The sequence below is a fragment of the Streptomyces chryseus genome, from assembly GCF_014650755.1.
In the GTDB taxonomy this organism is placed as follows: domain Bacteria; phylum Actinomycetota; class Actinomycetes; order Streptomycetales; family Streptomycetaceae; genus Streptomyces; species Streptomyces chryseus.
Genome location: NZ_BMVO01000003.1, coordinates 288252 through 303092 on the forward strand (window position 1 = coordinate 288252; position 14841 = coordinate 303092).

Annotated in this window: 27 protein-coding genes; 21 read left to right on the forward strand and 6 right to left on the reverse strand. The window is 73.4% G+C overall.

The window, feature by feature from the left end:
• The first annotated feature begins 69 nt into the window (after window positions 1-69).
• From IE185_RS08050 to IE185_RS08110, 13 genes are read left to right on the forward strand one after another with little or no spacing between them, the layout of a single operon-like run.
• Window positions 70-1083, forward strand: a complete 1014-nt coding sequence (locus tag IE185_RS08050; RefSeq protein ID WP_189714861.1) for a helix-turn-helix domain-containing protein — start codon at window positions 70-72, stop codon at window positions 1081-1083.
• Window positions 1080-1523: a hypothetical protein gene (locus tag IE185_RS08055; protein WP_138895158.1), complete on the forward strand. Its 444-nt coding sequence runs from the start codon at window positions 1080-1082 to the stop codon at window positions 1521-1523. Before IE185_RS08050 ends, IE185_RS08055 begins: the two co-directional genes overlap by 4 nt.
• Entirely contained in the window at window positions 1520-1723 is a 204-nt protein-coding gene (locus IE185_RS08060) for a hypothetical protein (RefSeq protein ID WP_138895159.1), read from the forward strand. Before IE185_RS08055 ends, IE185_RS08060 begins: the two co-directional genes overlap by 4 nt.
• Window positions 1723-2607 carry a helix-turn-helix domain-containing protein gene (locus IE185_RS33000; protein WP_229843390.1) on the forward strand — a complete coding sequence of 295 codons (885 nt, stop codon included), beginning with the start codon at window positions 1723-1725 and terminating at the stop codon, window positions 2605-2607. The genes IE185_RS08060 and IE185_RS33000 overlap by 1 nt, the downstream gene beginning before the upstream one ends.
• A gap of 27 nt (window positions 2608-2634) precedes the next feature.
• Complete coding sequence (locus IE185_RS08070) at window positions 2635-3042, forward strand: hypothetical protein (RefSeq protein ID WP_189714863.1); 408 nt, start codon at window positions 2635-2637, stop codon at window positions 3040-3042.
• Between the two features lie 17 nt (window positions 3043-3059).
• Complete coding sequence (locus tag IE185_RS08075; RefSeq protein ID WP_170198471.1) at window positions 3060-3215, forward strand: hypothetical protein; 156 nt, start codon at window positions 3060-3062, stop codon at window positions 3213-3215.
• 16 nt (window positions 3216-3231) lie between these two features.
• On the forward strand, window positions 3232-3780 hold the full coding sequence (locus IE185_RS08080) for a hypothetical protein (protein WP_189714865.1): 549 nt from the start codon (window positions 3232-3234) through the stop codon (window positions 3778-3780).
• Window positions 3781-3838: 58 nt separating this feature from the next.
• Window positions 3839-4114 (forward strand): hypothetical protein, encoded by a 276-nt coding sequence (locus IE185_RS08085; protein ID WP_189714867.1) that lies wholly within the window; start codon window positions 3839-3841, stop codon window positions 4112-4114.
• Complete coding sequence (locus tag IE185_RS08090) at window positions 4111-4563, forward strand: hypothetical protein (RefSeq protein ID WP_138899606.1); 453 nt, start codon at window positions 4111-4113, stop codon at window positions 4561-4563. Before IE185_RS08085 ends, IE185_RS08090 begins: the two co-directional genes overlap by 4 nt.
• A complete protein-coding gene (locus tag IE185_RS08095; RefSeq protein ID WP_138899605.1) occupies window positions 4560-4928 on the forward strand; it encodes a hypothetical protein in 369 nt (122 codons plus the stop codon). Before IE185_RS08090 ends, IE185_RS08095 begins: the two co-directional genes overlap by 4 nt.
• Window positions 4929-4930: 2 nt before the next feature.
• Window positions 4931-5242, forward strand: a complete 312-nt coding sequence (locus IE185_RS08100; protein ID WP_189714869.1) for a hypothetical protein — start codon at window positions 4931-4933, stop codon at window positions 5240-5242.
• The gene (locus tag IE185_RS08105; RefSeq protein WP_138898308.1) at window positions 5239-5826 is read left to right on the forward strand and encodes a hypothetical protein; all 588 of its coding nucleotides are present in this window, start codon (window positions 5239-5241) and stop codon (window positions 5824-5826) included. The genes IE185_RS08100 and IE185_RS08105 overlap by 4 nt, the downstream gene beginning before the upstream one ends.
• Entirely contained in the window at window positions 5823-6416 is a 594-nt protein-coding gene (locus tag IE185_RS08110; protein ID WP_138898307.1) for a hypothetical protein, read from the forward strand. The genes IE185_RS08105 and IE185_RS08110 overlap by 4 nt, the downstream gene beginning before the upstream one ends.
• Before the next feature lie 144 nt (window positions 6417-6560).
• Here the strand turns inward: IE185_RS08110 and IE185_RS08115 are convergent, their stop codons facing one another.
• From IE185_RS08115 to IE185_RS08140, 6 genes are all read right to left on the reverse strand, one after another.
• Complete coding sequence (locus IE185_RS08115) at window positions 6561-7679, reverse strand: phosphoenolpyruvate carboxykinase (ATP) (protein WP_138898306.1); 1119 nt, start codon at window positions 7677-7679, stop codon at window positions 6561-6563.
• Complete coding sequence (locus tag IE185_RS08120) at window positions 7676-8575, reverse strand: lactate/malate family dehydrogenase (RefSeq protein WP_138898305.1); 900 nt, start codon at window positions 8573-8575, stop codon at window positions 7676-7678. The genes IE185_RS08115 and IE185_RS08120 overlap by 4 nt, the downstream gene beginning before the upstream one ends.
• Window positions 8572-9750, reverse strand: a complete 1179-nt coding sequence (locus IE185_RS08125) for a BUD32 family EKC/KEOPS complex subunit (RefSeq protein ID WP_138898304.1) — start codon at window positions 9748-9750, stop codon at window positions 8572-8574. Before IE185_RS08125 ends, IE185_RS08120 begins: the two co-directional genes overlap by 4 nt.
• A gap of 204 nt (window positions 9751-9954) precedes the next feature.
• Window positions 9955-10179, reverse strand: coding sequence for a hypothetical protein (locus tag IE185_RS08130; protein WP_189714870.1), 225 nt, complete (start codon window positions 10177-10179; stop codon window positions 9955-9957).
• A gap of 136 nt (window positions 10180-10315) precedes the next feature.
• Entirely contained in the window at window positions 10316-10480 is a 165-nt protein-coding gene (locus tag IE185_RS08135; protein WP_170198439.1) for a hypothetical protein, read from the reverse strand.
• A 65-nt stretch (window positions 10481-10545) separates the two neighbouring features.
• On the reverse strand, window positions 10546-10866 hold the full coding sequence (locus IE185_RS08140) for a helix-turn-helix domain-containing protein (protein WP_138899311.1): 321 nt from the start codon (window positions 10864-10866) through the stop codon (window positions 10546-10548).
• Window positions 10867-11092: 226 nt separating this feature from the next.
• On the opposite strand from IE185_RS08140, the gene IE185_RS08145 reads away from it, so the two are divergent.
• The 8 genes from IE185_RS08145 (at window position 11093) to IE185_RS08180 (ending at window position 14817) form a co-directional block, all read left to right on the forward strand.
• Window positions 11093-11392 carry a hypothetical protein gene (locus IE185_RS08145; protein WP_138899310.1) on the forward strand — a complete coding sequence of 100 codons (300 nt, stop codon included), beginning with the start codon at window positions 11093-11095 and terminating at the stop codon, window positions 11390-11392.
• Window positions 11389-11796 carry a hypothetical protein gene (locus IE185_RS08150; RefSeq protein ID WP_138899309.1) on the forward strand — a complete coding sequence of 136 codons (408 nt, stop codon included), beginning with the start codon at window positions 11389-11391 and terminating at the stop codon, window positions 11794-11796. Before IE185_RS08145 ends, IE185_RS08150 begins: the two co-directional genes overlap by 4 nt.
• Complete coding sequence (locus IE185_RS08155) at window positions 11796-11945, forward strand: hypothetical protein (RefSeq protein WP_170198438.1); 150 nt, start codon at window positions 11796-11798, stop codon at window positions 11943-11945. Before IE185_RS08150 ends, IE185_RS08155 begins: the two co-directional genes overlap by 1 nt.
• Window positions 11945-12145, forward strand: a complete 201-nt coding sequence (locus tag IE185_RS08160) for a hypothetical protein (protein ID WP_138899308.1) — start codon at window positions 11945-11947, stop codon at window positions 12143-12145. The genes IE185_RS08155 and IE185_RS08160 overlap by 1 nt, the downstream gene beginning before the upstream one ends.
• A gap of 86 nt (window positions 12146-12231) precedes the next feature.
• Entirely contained in the window at window positions 12232-13449 is a 1218-nt protein-coding gene (locus tag IE185_RS08165; protein ID WP_189714872.1) for a hypothetical protein, read from the forward strand.
• A complete protein-coding gene (locus IE185_RS08170) occupies window positions 13446-13586 on the forward strand; it encodes a hypothetical protein (RefSeq protein ID WP_170198465.1) in 141 nt (46 codons plus the stop codon). The genes IE185_RS08165 and IE185_RS08170 overlap by 4 nt, the downstream gene beginning before the upstream one ends.
• Complete coding sequence (locus IE185_RS08175) at window positions 13583-13786, forward strand: hypothetical protein (protein WP_138899658.1); 204 nt, start codon at window positions 13583-13585, stop codon at window positions 13784-13786. The genes IE185_RS08170 and IE185_RS08175 overlap by 4 nt, the downstream gene beginning before the upstream one ends.
• Window positions 13783-14817 carry a hypothetical protein gene (locus IE185_RS08180; RefSeq protein WP_189714874.1) on the forward strand — a complete coding sequence of 345 codons (1035 nt, stop codon included), beginning with the start codon at window positions 13783-13785 and terminating at the stop codon, window positions 14815-14817. Before IE185_RS08175 ends, IE185_RS08180 begins: the two co-directional genes overlap by 4 nt.
• Window positions 14818-14841 lie beyond the last annotated feature (24 nt).

The following is a 14841-nucleotide window of genomic DNA, read 5'->3' on the forward strand; positions in this document are numbered from 1 at the left end:
GTGGGGCGTGTAGATGCCGCCCCGGCCGCACTCGACTGCCCCTGAACAGGAACGACGAAGAGAGCGCGCATGGCCAGCACGAGCAATGACCGCGTGCAGACCGTCCGTAACGCGTGGATCAACCGCCTACGTGACGAGGTACTGCGCACGGGGCGTGCCGAGGTCGCGAAGTGCGCCCGGGTCGGCGTGTGGATCGCCACGTACGCGGACGCCGACGGATCGAGCGCCTTCCCCTCGAACGAGACGTTGGCAGCCCTGGCCGGCTGCACCGACGAGACCGTCACCCGGGCCGTGAAGGTCCTCGTCGCGGTAGGGCTGCTGGTACGGCGCCGCCGCCCGAACCAGTCGTCGGTGTACCAACTGATGCTGCCCCCCGGGCGACTGCCGTGGAACACCCACCTGCACCTCTACACCGACACCCGCCAGGCCCGCCGCAAGAAGGCCGAGAAGGTCCGAGAGGCCGAGGAGCGGAACCCGTCGCAGAACGGTGTCCGGAACCCGTCCCCCACGGGGGTTCCGGAACCCGTTCCCGCCGGGGGTTCCGAAGAATCCGGAAACCGTTCTGGAACGGGTACGGACACCGTTCCGCGACGGGTTCCGGAACCCGTTCCCGCCGGGGGGGACCAGGACCCCCCTACCTACGGTAGGGACCCAGACACTGACCACGACACGGTTGCTGTTGAACCTCAGCCACAGGGGCGCGTGGGCGCGCGAGGCGACGAGGAGCAGAGTTCCCCGGCGGAGGAGAAGCCGTGGGGCCGCTGCGCGAACGAGGAGTGCGGGGTGCGGCTGCTGCGCGCCGCGAGCGGCTTGTGCCACGGGTGCCAGCAGAAGGCTGAGGGCACCCAGCAAGATCCACAGGCGCCGGTGCAGGGGGCCTTCCTGACGCCGATGCCCTCGGGTTTCACCGGGAGCGCCGCAGCCCCGCAGGCGGGCACGCAGCCGTTCAAGATCCCCGCCCAGGACCCGGCCGCCCCGCTGCGGGTGTGCGAGTGCGGACGGCAGCACCGGGCCCACAAGCCGACCGACCGCTGCCCTGACTGCCTGTGGGCCCAGCAGGCCGAGGCGGTGAACGGCCTGTGAACCGCACCCCGCTGCCCTCCCTGGTGACCGTGCTGCGCACCCTCGGCACCTACGGCGACCGCCTGTCGCCGGCGGATGCCACCCCGGAGCAACTGGCCGTCGTCGCCCAGGCCGTCGAGGACGCCCGCCGCCTGCTCGCCGCCGCGAAGGGCCCGGCCTCTACCGGCGCCTGCCCTCAGCACCCAACCGGCCCGCTCGACCCGACGGACGGCCTGTGCCTCCTGTGCCGTGGCCGCCGCCACCGCGCCCGGCTCCAGGCCACGGCCATCGACCCGGACCTCGGCGACGTCGTCCGCACCCTCGCGGAGCAGGGCGAGACCGAGGCCGTACGCCGCCACGGTGCCCGCGCCGTCGCCCGCGCCCAGGCTGCCGCCGGCCGCGGCACCCACAAGCACCCGGCGATCACCCGCCGCCCGTACGACGAGGAGCTGTCTCGATGACCCACGACCTCACCCCCGGGCGGCTGGAGGAGATCCAGGCCCTCGCCCGACAGCTCGCCGCCCCCGGCGACGCCGACCCGGCCCCGCTGCTGGCCGACGCCCGGACTGCCCTGGTGGAGCTGCTGGTCGACCGCACTGCGCTGGTCAAGGCCAACGCCTCCGCCGCCGAGGAACTGGCCATCTGGACGGGGGCCCTGTGATGGCCGGCCGCCCTGTCGACCCGCACCCCCAGGAGCAGGAGATCCGCGCCCTGCTGGCCCAGGGCCTGACCAACAACGCGATCAGTCGGCGCCTGTTCGTCGGGCCGCGCGCCGTGGCCCGCATCCGGGAGACCGCCGGCATCCCGCCCGTGCCCCGCAACGCGTACCAGCGCCTCCCCGCCACCAAGCACCGGGAGATCCTGGCGCTGCTGGACGAGGGCTACAACGACGCGGCGATCGGGCGCCGGACCGGCGCGGACGTCGGCACTGTCGCCCGCCTCCGCCGCGAGGGCGGGTTCGGCCGGGCCACCCAGCCTCGTGCTTCCCGGCCGCACCCGAGGGACGCCGAGATCCGCGCCCTGCTGCGGCACATGAGCAACAACCAGATCGCCCTGGAGCTCAAGGTCGACCGGGCCGCCGTCCGCCGCATCCGGGGCGAGGCAGGCATCGCGTACGTGCCGCCGAAGCACACCAGCGCGGAGGAGAAGTGGGCCGGCCTCGTCCGCGAGGTCGACGGCGGACACCTGGAGTGGCTCGGGGAACGAGCCGGCCGCAGCGGCACCCCGGTCATGCGGTTCCGCGAGAAGTCCGTCAGCCCGGCCGGGATCGCGTTCACGAAGCGCACCGGCCGCGCCCCCGTCGGGCAGGTCCGCGCGGAGTGCGAGTTCCGGCACTGCGTCGCCCCGGCCCACGTGGACGACGAGCCCGGCCGCCTCCACGTCCGGCAGCAACTGCGCGCCATCACCGGCGCACCCGAACGCCCCAAGGTCTGCCGCCACGGCCATGACCAGGCCGTCCACGGCCGCCTGGAGCCGGACGGCGCCCCGTACTGCGGCGTGTGCAAGCGCGACCAGAAACGCGCACACCGAGCCCGCACCACCTGACCCGACCACCCACCCCTGGAGACCCGCATGGCACTGATCACGCGCGACGAGGGCACCGGACTCCGCCGCGGCTTCATTCGGTACCCGGACGGCTCCCCGCCCGAGCTGGACGGCTGCCGATGGTGCGGCACCCCGCAGGAGACACACGGGCTGCGCTGGAGCGACGCCGCGAACTGGCACCGGTGGGCCCGCCCCACCCATGCCCAGGTCGAAGCCCGCACCCGCGCCCACATCACCCACGGCATCCCGCGCCCAGCCCTCCCGGGTGGCGTCGCGCCCTCCCTCCTCGAGGCGGCGATCGGCGCGTTCCAGGCCGCCAACGACCACATCCGCGACGGGTGCACCACGTGCACCCCGGCCGCCCGGCTGCCGGAGATGTGCCCGGAGGGCCAGCACCTCGCGCTCGCCGCAGTCCACACCCTGGCCACCGACTGACCCGAAAGGAAAAGCCCGTGAACCGCTTCACCCTGGGGCTGCTCCTGGGATGCCTCTCCGGAGGCATCACCTACGCCCTCACTGCCGACACCACGCCCGCCGTCGTCGTCGGTGCGATCGCCGCCGTCCTCACCTGGCTCGGCCTGGCCACCTTCCTCCTCGCCGACGACTGACCCGAAAGGCAACGCTGTGCCCACACGAGACTTCACCCGCGCCGAACTCGCGGCCCTGGGCGTCCCCCCGGACAGTCCGCAGGACGTCCAGTGGTCCGAGACGCTGCTGGCCGACGAGCCGGTCGCGACGCTCAAGTACACCCAGAGGCGGCGCGCCGTGTTCCTGGCAGACGACGAGCGGACGTACGCGGTCGAGTACGAGGCCCCGATCGACGCCGGCGACCACGAGACCGGCCCGGCGCCCGACGGCCACGGCTGGCACGGGGACACCGTCCAGGCCGTCCAGGTCGTGCGCCGGCCCGTGGTCGTCGAGCAGTGGCTGATGTACGTGCCCGCGTTCCACGACGTCCCGGACACCTCCGCCCTCCAGGACCTCACCGAGGTCTACGAGGAGGGCGGTCTGCGGACCCGGGACGCCCGGCAGAACGCGGCCGAGCTGCTGGCCAAGCACGCCGCTGAACTGGCAGCCGCCGCCGACGCCGCATGGTCCGTCACGTGCGATGACGAGGGGCACGCGATCCCGCACTCCCCGGACTGCCACCTCTCCACCACCCGGCGCCCGTAGCCGACCGCCTGCCGCCCCCACCCGCCCGGGGGCGGCCCCCCCCATCCGAGGAGCCACGTTGCCCGACCTGAACACCCCCGAGGACACCCGCTCGTTCCTTGCCCTGTGCCTGGACCCCGGCTACGGCGTGAAGCGCACCGTGAACAAGCTCGCGGACGTCATGCCCCCGTGGCTGCGTGAACGTGTCGATCAGCACGCCCCCCACCTTGCCCAGCTCCACGCCGAGGCCGACCGGCTCCAGGCCGCGGCCGACGAGGCCCGCGCCGCGTACGCCGCCGCCCTGGGCGACTGGATCCAGAACCCGATCACCGCCGCCGAGGAGGCATACCCGTGATCACCCCGTACCCGCCCAGCATCGTCACCCAGGCGATCACGCTGGGCATCCTTGGCGACCAGGACGCCGGCTGCGCGCTGCTCCAGCCCCTCGTGCACCAGGGCCCCCAGTCCACCTACGTCCTGCTGGGGATGCTCGCCGAAGCCGCCTCGCTCGCCGCCCGCATGGAGAACGGCCCCGGCACGTTCTACGGCCTGGAGGTCACCTCCGCGCTGGACGGCAGCAGGGCCTCCGCCGACGACCTGCCCGCACCGCTGCGGTTCGCCACCCAGTTCGCCACCGTGTGGGCCAACGGTGACCGCGCCCAGGCCCGCGCCCTCTTCGACGTCTTCGCCGGCGAGGCCGACCGCATCGGCAGCCGCGACCTCGGCCAGGCCATCGGCATCGTGTACGGCATGGCCGTGGCCACCGGGGAACACCTCGTCGCGGAACGGATGCGATCCCGGTGACCCGCCTCGCCCGCGCACTCCTGGCCGTCTACCTGGTCGCGTTCGTCTGGCTCGCGTACGTCTCGGCCGTCTGCCTCCAGCACAACGCCCCAGGCCAGGCAGCCGCGTTCTACGCCACCGCCACGGTCGTCCTCGTGGCCGGCGGCCGGGAGTGGCAGCACGCCGCTGCCCTCCAGGCCGCCGCCGTACGCGGCCGGCGCCCCCGGCCGCGCACCTACCCCAGCGACCTGGACGCCGTCATGCGCGCCGAGCTCGCGCGGACCTGCCGCTGCGAACGGTGGTGGTCCACCTTCGGCACCGACCACGACCCGACATGCACTCAGCAGACCAGCGCCACCAACACCCGAAACGACGAGGAGGGTTGACCGTGGACGCTTTGTGGCTCGCCCTGGCCGCGGCCGTCCTCACCGGATACGCGGCCGGCCGCGCTCGCCCCTGGCCGCGGCTCATCGACTGGGCCCAGGACCAGGTGACCCAGCGCCCCGCCCGGTCCCCGCGTTTCTGGCTCGCGGCGCCCGTCCTCCTTGCCGGCCTGGCCGTCCTGTGGACCTGCCACCCCCGCCGGTCCGCCGCCAACGTCCGGTCCTGGCACCAGGACCGGACCCCGCCATCCACACCCCGACGTGACCCCGACTGGGCCGCCCGCCGAGGCGCCCGCACCGAAGGAGACCCCCAGTGACCCCCAGCGAAACCGCCCTCCTCGACCGGCTCACCGAGGCCCTGCTGACCACGTGGCACGAGCGCGTGGAGGCCGGCATCGTCACGGACCCGGCCGCCCACTGCGCCGCCCTGGCCGCCGCCGCGATCGGGCAGCTCGGCCACCGCCCCGTCCCGGCCGGGCCCGCCGGCGACGACCTGCCGTCGTACACCGGCCCGTTCGTCGTGTGCGCGAAGTGCTCCCACACCGAGGCCATCACTCGGTTCCGGGCCGCCGGCGAGCACAGCACCCAGGACCGCCCGACCTTCCGCCCCTCCCGCAAGGGGGAGCGCCTGGAGCGGCAGTGCTGGAGCTGTGACTACACGTGGGACGAGGCACTGAACCCGCCGGATGGAGACCCGCGCGTGGTCGACGTCGCCACCCTCGCCACGGCGCTGCAGGAGGCCCACCGGGGGTGGGCCCTGGACCTGTCCCCGGAGTGCGCCGAGCACATGGCCCGGCAGCTCCTGGGCAACCTCGTCGTCTACCGGAACGACCTCCTGGAGGGGGAGCCGGCCGACGCCCCGGCCGCGGCCGACGTCGACCAGGAAGGGGCAGCGGCGTGAAGCGCATCCGGCTGGACGACATGACCACCCGCGACCTGGATCAGCTCTACGCCCGGCTGGATGCCGTCGAGGCAGTGGTCGACCGCATCCCGTACGCCGAGCGCCACCTCCGCCGCGCCCTGGAACAGCTCCCGGAGCGCTGCCGCTACCACGGCGACCGCCTGGACCCGGATCACCTCTCCTGGGGGCGGGAGGCATGCTGCGACACCGGCATCCCCTCCGTGCGCCGGCGCCGCGCCCTCGCGGCCCTGGACCAGCTCACCGCCATGCCCCCGGACACCCCGGCGGATACCGGTGCGGACACGTCCACGGACACGGTGTCCCCGTCCGGCGGCATCCTGCGGACACCCCTGGACGTCGGGGAGTCTGCCGACTGCGGCCCCCTGCCGACCAGCACGGACACTGTCCGGACACCAGGGGACGCGGACACGGAGGACACAGGACAGGGTGTCCGGATCGAGTACCGGGCCAGCGTCCCCCGCCACATGCTGGGCGCGGCCGTCGCCGAGGCGTTCGGGATCATCGCCCGGGAGACCGCCACCCGGGCCGAGGAGCCGCCGCCCGTCGACGCTCCACCTGATCACGAGTAGCGGCTACGCTCCCGCCCGTGGGACAGCGCCCCCGTGCCCCCGCCCTTCCGAGCCCAGGGCGGGGGCACACCCATGTCCGGACGCAGACAACACGTGACCCCCCGCAGCCGACTGCGGGGGGTCACTCGGGTCACACGGTGTGGGTCACAGCAGGCCGTCCGTCACCCCCTCCAGCAGTGCCGTGTTCGCGGCCGTGTCGTGGCCCAGGACCACCGACCGGTGCGGCAGAGCGGCCAGCGCCTCGGCCAACCCGGCAGACGGGCCGCCCGAAGGAAGGAGCCGGAACACGTCCGGGTACCGGTCCTCGGTCTTGGCGTTGAAGAAATCGCCGTCCTGGACGCCCCGCTCCTCGTCGCTCAACGCCGGGGTGGCGCCGGCCGTGATCCGGGGGAACAGCAGCGCGGCCGCCCGGCCCTCCGTGGCCAGCTTCATGCCCAGCATCGTGTCGAGCTGGTCCGGGAAGAACTGCGGCTTCAACTCCTTCCCGCTCGACTTCCACAGCGGCTCCCGCTCGTCGGCCAGCAGCGCGTCGGTCACCCGCTGGTGCTGCGTCGGGTGCATCTGCTCCCCGGCCCGCACCTGGTCGCGGACAACGTCGTACCAGCCCATCGCGTCCAGGAGCCCGAACCCGATCGCCGCCGCCGACGGCCACGGCAGCACCCGCACGGCACCCTCCTCGACGCGCACGAACACCCGGTCGTTGGCGAGCAGCCCCCACCCGGCCCGCGCGAGGAGGAACCCGACGGTCGTCTTCCCGGCCCCCTTGTCCCCGAGGGACAACACGGTCGCCCCGTCCGGCCGGGTGACGGCCGAAGAGTGCAGGATCTGCCACCCGTTGCCCAGGAGCTGACCTCGTACAACCTCGCGGGCGATCCGGGCCGCGGCCGTCGCCACGGCGGTCTCGTCACAGCCGACGACGGTCAGCCGGCGGACGGCCGGCTCCCACCGGTAGGCCAGACCCGCGTCCGGCTGCGCGGCCCTCACCACGCCGTCCCCGTTGACCGCGTAGACCATCCGGTCGTTGGCGTACACCACCTCGGCGTGCTCCCCGCTCGTGACGGCGCCGGTGAGCGCGGCCACCTCGCCCGGGTCGACATCGGCAGCGACGACCGCCCCCGCCACGTCGGCCGCGTCCACCTGGGCCGCGTTCCACCACATGCCGAAGTACCGGACCGCCCAGTCCGTGACCGCCTCCGCGCGGCTGGTGACGGTGACGGCGTACCCCTGGGCGGGCGTGATGCGGGTGGCGAACATGTCGGTCATGCGGTCGTCTCCTTGATCGTCTGGTGAAGCTGGTCATACGCGGACCGGATCTTGGACGCGGCGGCATCGAGCTGCCGGGTCTCACCGGGGTCCAAGGGAGGGATGCACACAGTGGGGCGGCCGGTGGTGAACCGCAACGGAATTCCGAGCCACTCGCCCCGCCATGGCGCGGACAGCTCGATCACCCCGTCCGTGTGTCCCAGGGCGTGCTCCAGGGCGGCGAGCGTGGCGCCGGCCGGGCCGCAACGGGTGCGGCCGATCCCGGAGCTGATTCGGCGCGGGCGCGCGGCGAGCTCGTCCCGCACGGCTTGTAGCGGAACCGGCACGTGCTGGCCGTTGACCGTGGTCGAGGAGGCACAGATCACCGCGTGATCCCCGTGCTCGCCGATCACGTGCCCGGCGACCGCCGAGGTCGGCACGGCCAGCAGCCGGGCCAGGATCAGGCGATATCGAGCCGTGTCGGTGTTGGAGCCGACGCCGAACACCCGGTCACAGCCGGAGGTGGCAGCGAACAGCCGGCTCATCACGTCCACCGGGTTCGTCACCACGATCACCGCGCCCCGGTAGCCAGCGAACTCCCGCCCCATGGCCGCGATGAGGGGACCGTTCGCGGCGAGCCCGGCCATCCTTATGTCGGTGCTGGCCCGGTTGGTGAACTCGGCGCGCGGGCATACCACGACCGCGTCGCAGGAGGTCATGCGCTCCAGGTCCCCGTGCACCACCCGCACGGGTGAGCCGGTCACCTCCCGCATGTCGTCCAGGTCAGCGACCAGCCCGGCCGCCGACCCGCCGCTGCCGGAGGTGACGACCACCGACTCACACCACCTGGTCGTGAGCAGCAGCGTGCTGAGGGCCTGACCGACGGCGCCTGCGCCGATCACCCCCACCTCGCTCACGCGGACACCCCCCAGACGGCGTCATCCAGGCACACCCGCCACCAGGACCGCGCGGGGGCGCGGCTCGCCATGGACGCCGTGGCGTGGTCCAGCATCTGGCACACCACCAGGGCCCGGTGGACCACGGCCGCGGCCTGGTCCGAGAGGGACAGGCCGGGCGGGGAGGAGAGGTAGGTCGTCAGGATGTTGACCGTGTCCATCAGCCACAGGACGACGAACTCCCGCAGCCACGTGTCCTGATCGGCCGGATCCATCCCGGCCGTCCGCCCGGCCGCGAACGCGGCCAGCCCGGACAGCACGGCACGGGTTTCCCCGGACGAGGGCGGGCACGCGAGGAGGCTGAGCACCGTGCGGGAGGCGACTTTCGCCGCGTCTGCGCACGGCCGGCCGCGCTGCAACCCGGGGTCGAGGAACATGACCGGCCCGTCCGCCCCGGCCGGGAACACCACGTGCTCCGGCTTCAAGTCCCCGAAGATGACCGGCTGGAACGGTGCCTCGCGCAGCGGCACCGCGCGCAGCCGCTCGACCACCGGCGCCAGCAGCTCCCCGTAGCCCGTCCCCTGGAGGTAGGCGCCGCTGCTGGCCGTGAACTTCCGCTGAAACGTGGTGGAGATCGACCTCTCGCCGATGGTTGCCCGGTCCACCCGGCCCGCGAGACCAGGCTGGCTCAGCCCCTTGTCGAGGACGTCGGCCACGCGCCCCAGCAGACCGGCCGTACGGTGCGGCTCCCGGGCGATCAGCTCCCCGAGCGTCGGGCCGGGCACCGGCTCGGTGAACAGCACCCCGTCGGCGCACCCGGCGACCTTCGGCACCAGCAGCCCGGCCGCGGCCAGGGTCCGCAGCTGATACGCCTCCCGCCGCGCGAGCGACGTCGGCGACTTCGCGTAGGCGACCTGGGCGGCCTCGACCGCCGCCCAGTCACCGCACACCCCGCGCAGCACCGACACCAGCGAGACGCCGAGCAACGGCAGCTTGCCGTACAAGGGCCGCCCGTCCACCTCAATGCGCTGGACGTAGCTCGTGACGCTCGGTGCCACCTCGCCAGCCACGACGGCAGCACGAGGCCACAAGGTCCGAGCGGCCCGGACGGTCTGCTCGGCCGCGTACCCCATCACCGCCTCCACCGGGGGCGGCACGAGCGCCGCTGTTCTCTGCGCAGGCACGGTCTGGGCCATAGGGGTCCTCCTTCGGCCATGCGGACACAGACGCGCCCGCAGACGACACCCGGCAGACACGCGAATGCGATGGCAGTCGAAAGCCCCGGGTGATCACACCTGTACGGAATGTGACCCCCCAGACCATCCCGGTCCCGCACAGCTCCAACCCATAGGATTTCTAGGGGTGTTTGCGCGGTCCGCCGCGCGCCCCGGCCGGGCGGGTCACGCCCCCAAGGGTCCCCACACGTCCGGCCCGCCCCCGCGCCACTCGATCAGCTCCGACGCGGCGACGTCCTCCTCGTCCAGGCCCTCCAGGCCAGCCCGCCGCAAGAACTCCACGAGGTCACCCAGGCCGTACGCCAACCCGAGGATCTGCCCGTCCGCGCGCACCCGGCGCCCGCCGGTCGGACTCGGCGGATGCACGACCACGGGCAGGCGTCCAGGCATGCCCCCAGCCTCCGCCGACCCTTGTCCGGACGCACCTGGACACCGTCCGGACAGGTTGTCCCGAACAGCCTGGTGACCAGCAGCAGAAAGCCCCCTGCCGCTCGCGTGACAGGGGGCCACCAGGACGCCACGGCGGTCAGCGACGGCCGTCCGCTCCTCGCCTCACGTCCTTCGCGTCGATCCGGGCGATCTCCACCCGAGCCCGAGCGATCACCGCCACCAGGGCGACGACACAGGCGCCGAGGAGCATCATCACGAATGCGTCGTACCGGCCACGCCGCGCCTCCGTCCTGCCGGGCACGGTTGGGCCCGTACCGGCCGGGCGGACGTCCACGCCGCCCGGCCCCCACCGGCAGGCGTGGCAGGTCAGTCCGTTTCGTCCTCGGCCCCGGTCTTCTTCCGGGGTCGATCCCGCCCCGAGCCTGAGTACCCCCGCTCGATGTCCTGGACGGTGCCGGCCGACACGCCCAGCTCCGCCGCGATCTTTCGATAGGAAATGTTCTCGGCTCGTCGGCGGAGCACGTACGCGCGCCGGATCGCTTTCAGCCTCTGAGTGTTCGCTGGCTGGTCCCGTAGCACCTGGCTAATCGCCCGCGCCTGGGCCGCCTCGTCGGTCATCTCGACGAGGTCGTTGAACGCCGTCAACACGCGCCGCGCCTCCTCTTCAACCGCCTTTTCCTCGGCCATCCCGTCCCTTTTCTCGGGGCGCCGCTTGCTCGACTGTAAGGGAGTCCCTTACAGTCGAGCAAGCAACCTCATGTTGCTTGTCACAAGGCCCCGACCTCGTGGTCGCTCGCGGAGGTCGGGGCTGATGAAAACGGCGGTGCCCGGGGGTCGCTGACCCGGACACCGCCTCAACCCCGGCCCCGTGGGGGCCAGGGCGCCAGACCTGCTATCGACAGGAGCTGACGCAGTGCCCAACTGTACTGATCAGACGTCCGTGGACACCGGGAAGGCGGCCGAGCTCGTGCTCGCCGCCGTCGCCGGCCACTTCGAGACCACCAACCCGACCGACCTCCTGGAGACGCACAACCTCCTGGTGTGCATCGGCGCGGAGGCCTACAACCTCGCGGACCGCAGCCTCCACGGCGACGGCCCCGCGATGTCGAAGGCCGCGTTCGCCCTCGCCCCCGAGATCCCCGAGGGCAGCACGCGCGGCGCGTACGCCGCCCTGCTGCGCGAGGTCCTGGCCGCGAACGGGGGCCAGGCATGATGACCGCCCTCCTGGAGCGCGCCCCCCTGGCCGCCGGTCACGAGTGGCCCGACGGCGACAACGACCCGGCCATCCCCCGCATCCCCGGTATCCCCGCTCCGCGCACGGAGCCGGTCCCGGTGAAGATCCCCCAGCAGCCCGGCCCGCAGCCGTCCAGCAGCCTGACCTGCTGCGGGCGCCCGATGCGCCGCGACGGCCGACAGCTCGTGTGCGGCAAGTGCGGCGGGTGGACCGACACCAGCCTCGCCCTCGCCCTCGCCCGCGCGGTCGCGTCGCCGGCCGTCGCCCGCCAGTGCGGGACGTGCAAGGGCCAGGGCGGCAAGGAGGTGGACACCTCGTCCGGCGGCGTGATCCGCAAGACCTGGAAGTCGTGCGCCGCCTGCCGTGGACGGGGGACGTGCTGATGAGCAACGCCGCCAAGCTCCTCGCCGAGGCCCGCGACGCCTACCGCAACGCCGCCCCGCAGCGCGACCAGGCCAACGTCGCCGCCGCCACCGATACCGCCCGCCAGAACGGCGCGCAGTCCGCCGGAGCCGACAGGGGCGGCCGCTGATGGGCCTCCTCGACCGCCTGATCGGCAATGACCGAAAGCTCGCGGCCACGAAATACGCGGGCCGTGAATCCGCCTCCGACCGGGCCGCCCGGGTGCGGCAGCACCAGCACCGCGCCCGGGGCATCCAGGAGGCGGCCCAACAGGGCCAGGCGTGGGAGGACGCCGACCGGCAGCGCGAACGCACACGCGGACGCCGGTAGCCACCTCCTCGCCCCCGCCCTTGACCGGCCGGGCCCACCCCGTGTGGGCCCGGCTCTCCGTCCGTCCCACGAGCGCGAAGGGCGCCATGATGACCCACCCCACCCCCGACCACGAGCAGCAGCGCATCCCGGGCGTGAAGTACCGGAAGGTCCGGCTGTACCGAACGGAGACGACCGTCATTGACGGCGTCCCCTCGACCCGCCGTGAGCCCTACGACGGCTGGGAGCCGGTTCCGCCGCGCGAGTGGGACGACCTGATCCTGAAAGGCGTCACCGGGATCGCGGTGGGCTTCACGGCCGTCGCCGTGGCGGGTGGTACGGCCAGTCTCGGCGGCCTCCTCGACCCCCTGGTCCCCTCGGTCGTCGCGTACGGCATGGGCTCCGTGTTCGCCATCGCGTGGCTGTACTGCCTGGGGATCGAGTGGCTGAACCGCACGGCGCCCGACCGGGCCCGGGCCGCGAAGATCGCCGGGTGGTTCTTCCTGCTGCTCAGCATGGGTGCCGTCGCGGCGTACGGCCACACCCTCCACCAGGAGTGGGCGGGCGGGTTCGGCGCGTGCGTCGACCTGGTCGCCAAGGGCTCATGGTGGCTACTGCTCCGTGAGTACGCCGTCCCGCTCGACGCGGGCGTTGCGCACTGGGTCCAGAACCAGGAGCAGAAGCTCGCCGGCCGCGCGCTCCTCGGCGCCCGGGTGCGCCGCCTCAACCGGCGGGCCGCGTACCAGCGGGCCGTGGGCGGAGCGGAGTACCAGGCCGCGGAGGCGATCCTGGCGAGCGCGGAGACCGCGCGGCACAACCTTCCCCAGGCCGCAGCAGAGCCCATCCCGGCGCCGGTCGCTGCGCCCGCCCCGCCCGTCGTCCAGGCCACGGCCCCGGTCCAGGCCACGGCCTCGGTCCCGGCCCCCGTGGTCCCGGCCCCCGTGGTCCAGGTCCCCGTGGTCCAGGCCCCGGTCCCGGCGGTAACCATCTCCGCACCCTCGGTCCCTCCGGCCCCTCCGGCCCCTCCGGTGGTCGACCAGGGCGGCGAGCAGCAGGCCCCGGCCGCGGCTCCTGCCGCCCCGGCCCCGGCAGAGGCGCCCGTTCCGCCGGCGACCGAGGCCCCGGAGCCCCCGGCCCTCCACGCAGTCGGCGGCCCCTTCAAGTCCGACACCATCCGGGCCGCCCTGGCGGCCAACCCCTCCATCTCCGACGAGGCCCTGATCCAGCGCGTCAACGAGGTGCACGGCGACGACCCGAAGAACGTCCAGACCGTGCCCCGCACGCGCCGCCGGATCGAGGACAAGCTCAAGAAGAAGGCGTCATGATCTACCTGCTCCTGGGAGCCGGTCTCCTCGGCCTGCTCCTCGCCCTGTACGGGCGGCAGAGCGACACCCGGTTCCTCGGCGGCCTCGCCGCCTTCGCCGGGCTGGTGACCGCCCTCCTGAACTGGGGTGCCTGGTGAGCGCCGCCCCCGGAGCCGACGAGCTCCGCGTCCGGGGGATCCTCCTCCGGCGCGGCCTCGGGCTCAACGACATGCCCCCCGTCCCGCACCCTGCCGACGAGGACGACAAGCCCGAGGCCCTCCGCCTCGAGGACGACGTCGACCAGGACCAGCCCGCTGGCGGTCTCCTCGTCGCCCTCCTCAACTGGGGGGCGTGGTGAGTGACACCACCGAGGAGGAGACCCGCGAGGCCGAGGCTCCGGAGGACGAGCGCCCGTTCCGCGTACGCGACGTCTTCCAGTTCCGCCGCGCGGGCGCCCCCGAGGCGGACGAGGAGCCCGCCGACGAGGAGGCAGCCCCCGAGGCCCCGCCCATGCCCACCGAGCCGCCGACCATCCCGGCGGCCCGGGTGGGCCGGGAGGCCCGCGACGACAACCACGACGTGCCCGCCTGGTGGGCACCGAAGGCGGACATCACCGCCGCCGCGCCCACGGCCCAGGCCTGCCAGCACCCGATGCCCTACACCTTCACGGTCAAGGACACCGGCGAGGTCATCCCCCACTGGTGCCCGGACTGCAAGACCGACCTCACCCCCGACGCCCAGGCCGTCCCGGAGGCCAAGCCCAAGACGGCGCCGGCCGCGCCCGCTCGCCCGTCCGGGCCGTGCCAGCACCCCGAGCCGCACGAAGTCCGCAACAAGGTCACCGGGCAGCTCCTCGCGTTCTGGTGCGCTGCCTGCGAGACCCAGCTTGAGGTCCCCGACGACTACGACGAACTCACCGACGTCACCAAGGAAGACGACGACGGGGGAGAGGACGGCGAGGACGCCAAGCCCGACCCGGTCCCGCCCTCGATCCGGCAGCGCTGGACCCAGGGCATCCGGGGCACCGGCCAGAAGTCCTACAGCCGACCCGTCTACGCCAAGGACTCCGCGGAGCGGAAGAAAGCCCTGATCGAGGTCTGGTCAGGGGTGTCCCGCAAGCAGCGGCACCTGCTCTACAACGGCACCGCGCTGGGGGCCGGGTTCTACCTCGGCGTCCCCCAGTTCTTCACGGCTGAGGTCGCCTACCTGGTCGACACCTACGACTCGTGGACCGACTTCTACGTCTGCGTCTGGTACGGCGTCGCGGTCGCCCTCTGGGCCCTGGACTACCGCACGCGCGGCTGGTTCCCGGTCTTCTCCTGGCTGACCCGCATCCCCCTCGTCTCGATGATCGTCGGCGTGCTGCTGTACGGCAACCCGGCCGCCTGACCACCCCTCCCTGAACGGAAAGCA

Coding starts and splice junctions, on each gene's coding strand:
- IE185_RS08050 (WP_189714861.1), top strand. CDS start 70: ATGGCCAGCACGAGCAATGACCGCGTGCAGACCGTCCGTAACGCGTGG.
- IE185_RS08060 (WP_138895159.1), top strand. CDS start 1,520: ATGACCCACGACCTCACCCCCGGGCGGCTGGAGGAGATCCAGGCCCTC.
- IE185_RS33000 (WP_229843390.1), top strand. CDS start 1,723: ATGGCCGGCCGCCCTGTCGACCCGCACCCCCAGGAGCAGGAGATCCGC.
- IE185_RS08070 (WP_189714863.1), top strand. CDS start 2,635: ATGGCACTGATCACGCGCGACGAGGGCACCGGACTCCGCCGCGGCTTC.
- IE185_RS08115 (WP_138898306.1), bottom strand. CDS start 7,679: ATGACCGACATGTTCGCCACCCGCATCACGCCCGCCCAGGGGTACGCC.
- IE185_RS08125 (WP_138898304.1), bottom strand. CDS start 9,750: ATGGCCCAGACCGTGCCTGCGCAGAGAACAGCGGCGCTCGTGCCGCCC.
- IE185_RS08130 (WP_189714870.1), bottom strand. CDS start 10,179: ATGCCTGGACGCCTGCCCGTGGTCGTGCATCCGCCGAGTCCGACCGGC.
- IE185_RS08140 (WP_138899311.1), bottom strand. CDS start 10,866: ATGGCCGAGGAAAAGGCGGTTGAAGAGGAGGCGCGGCGCGTGTTGACG.
- IE185_RS08150 (WP_138899309.1), top strand. CDS start 11,389: ATGATGACCGCCCTCCTGGAGCGCGCCCCCCTGGCCGCCGGTCACGAG.
- IE185_RS08155 (WP_170198438.1), top strand. CDS start 11,796: ATGAGCAACGCCGCCAAGCTCCTCGCCGAGGCCCGCGACGCCTACCGC.
- IE185_RS08160 (WP_138899308.1), top strand. CDS start 11,945: ATGGGCCTCCTCGACCGCCTGATCGGCAATGACCGAAAGCTCGCGGCC.
- IE185_RS08165 (WP_189714872.1), top strand. CDS start 12,232: ATGATGACCCACCCCACCCCCGACCACGAGCAGCAGCGCATCCCGGGC.
- IE185_RS08170 (WP_170198465.1), top strand. CDS start 13,446: ATGATCTACCTGCTCCTGGGAGCCGGTCTCCTCGGCCTGCTCCTCGCC.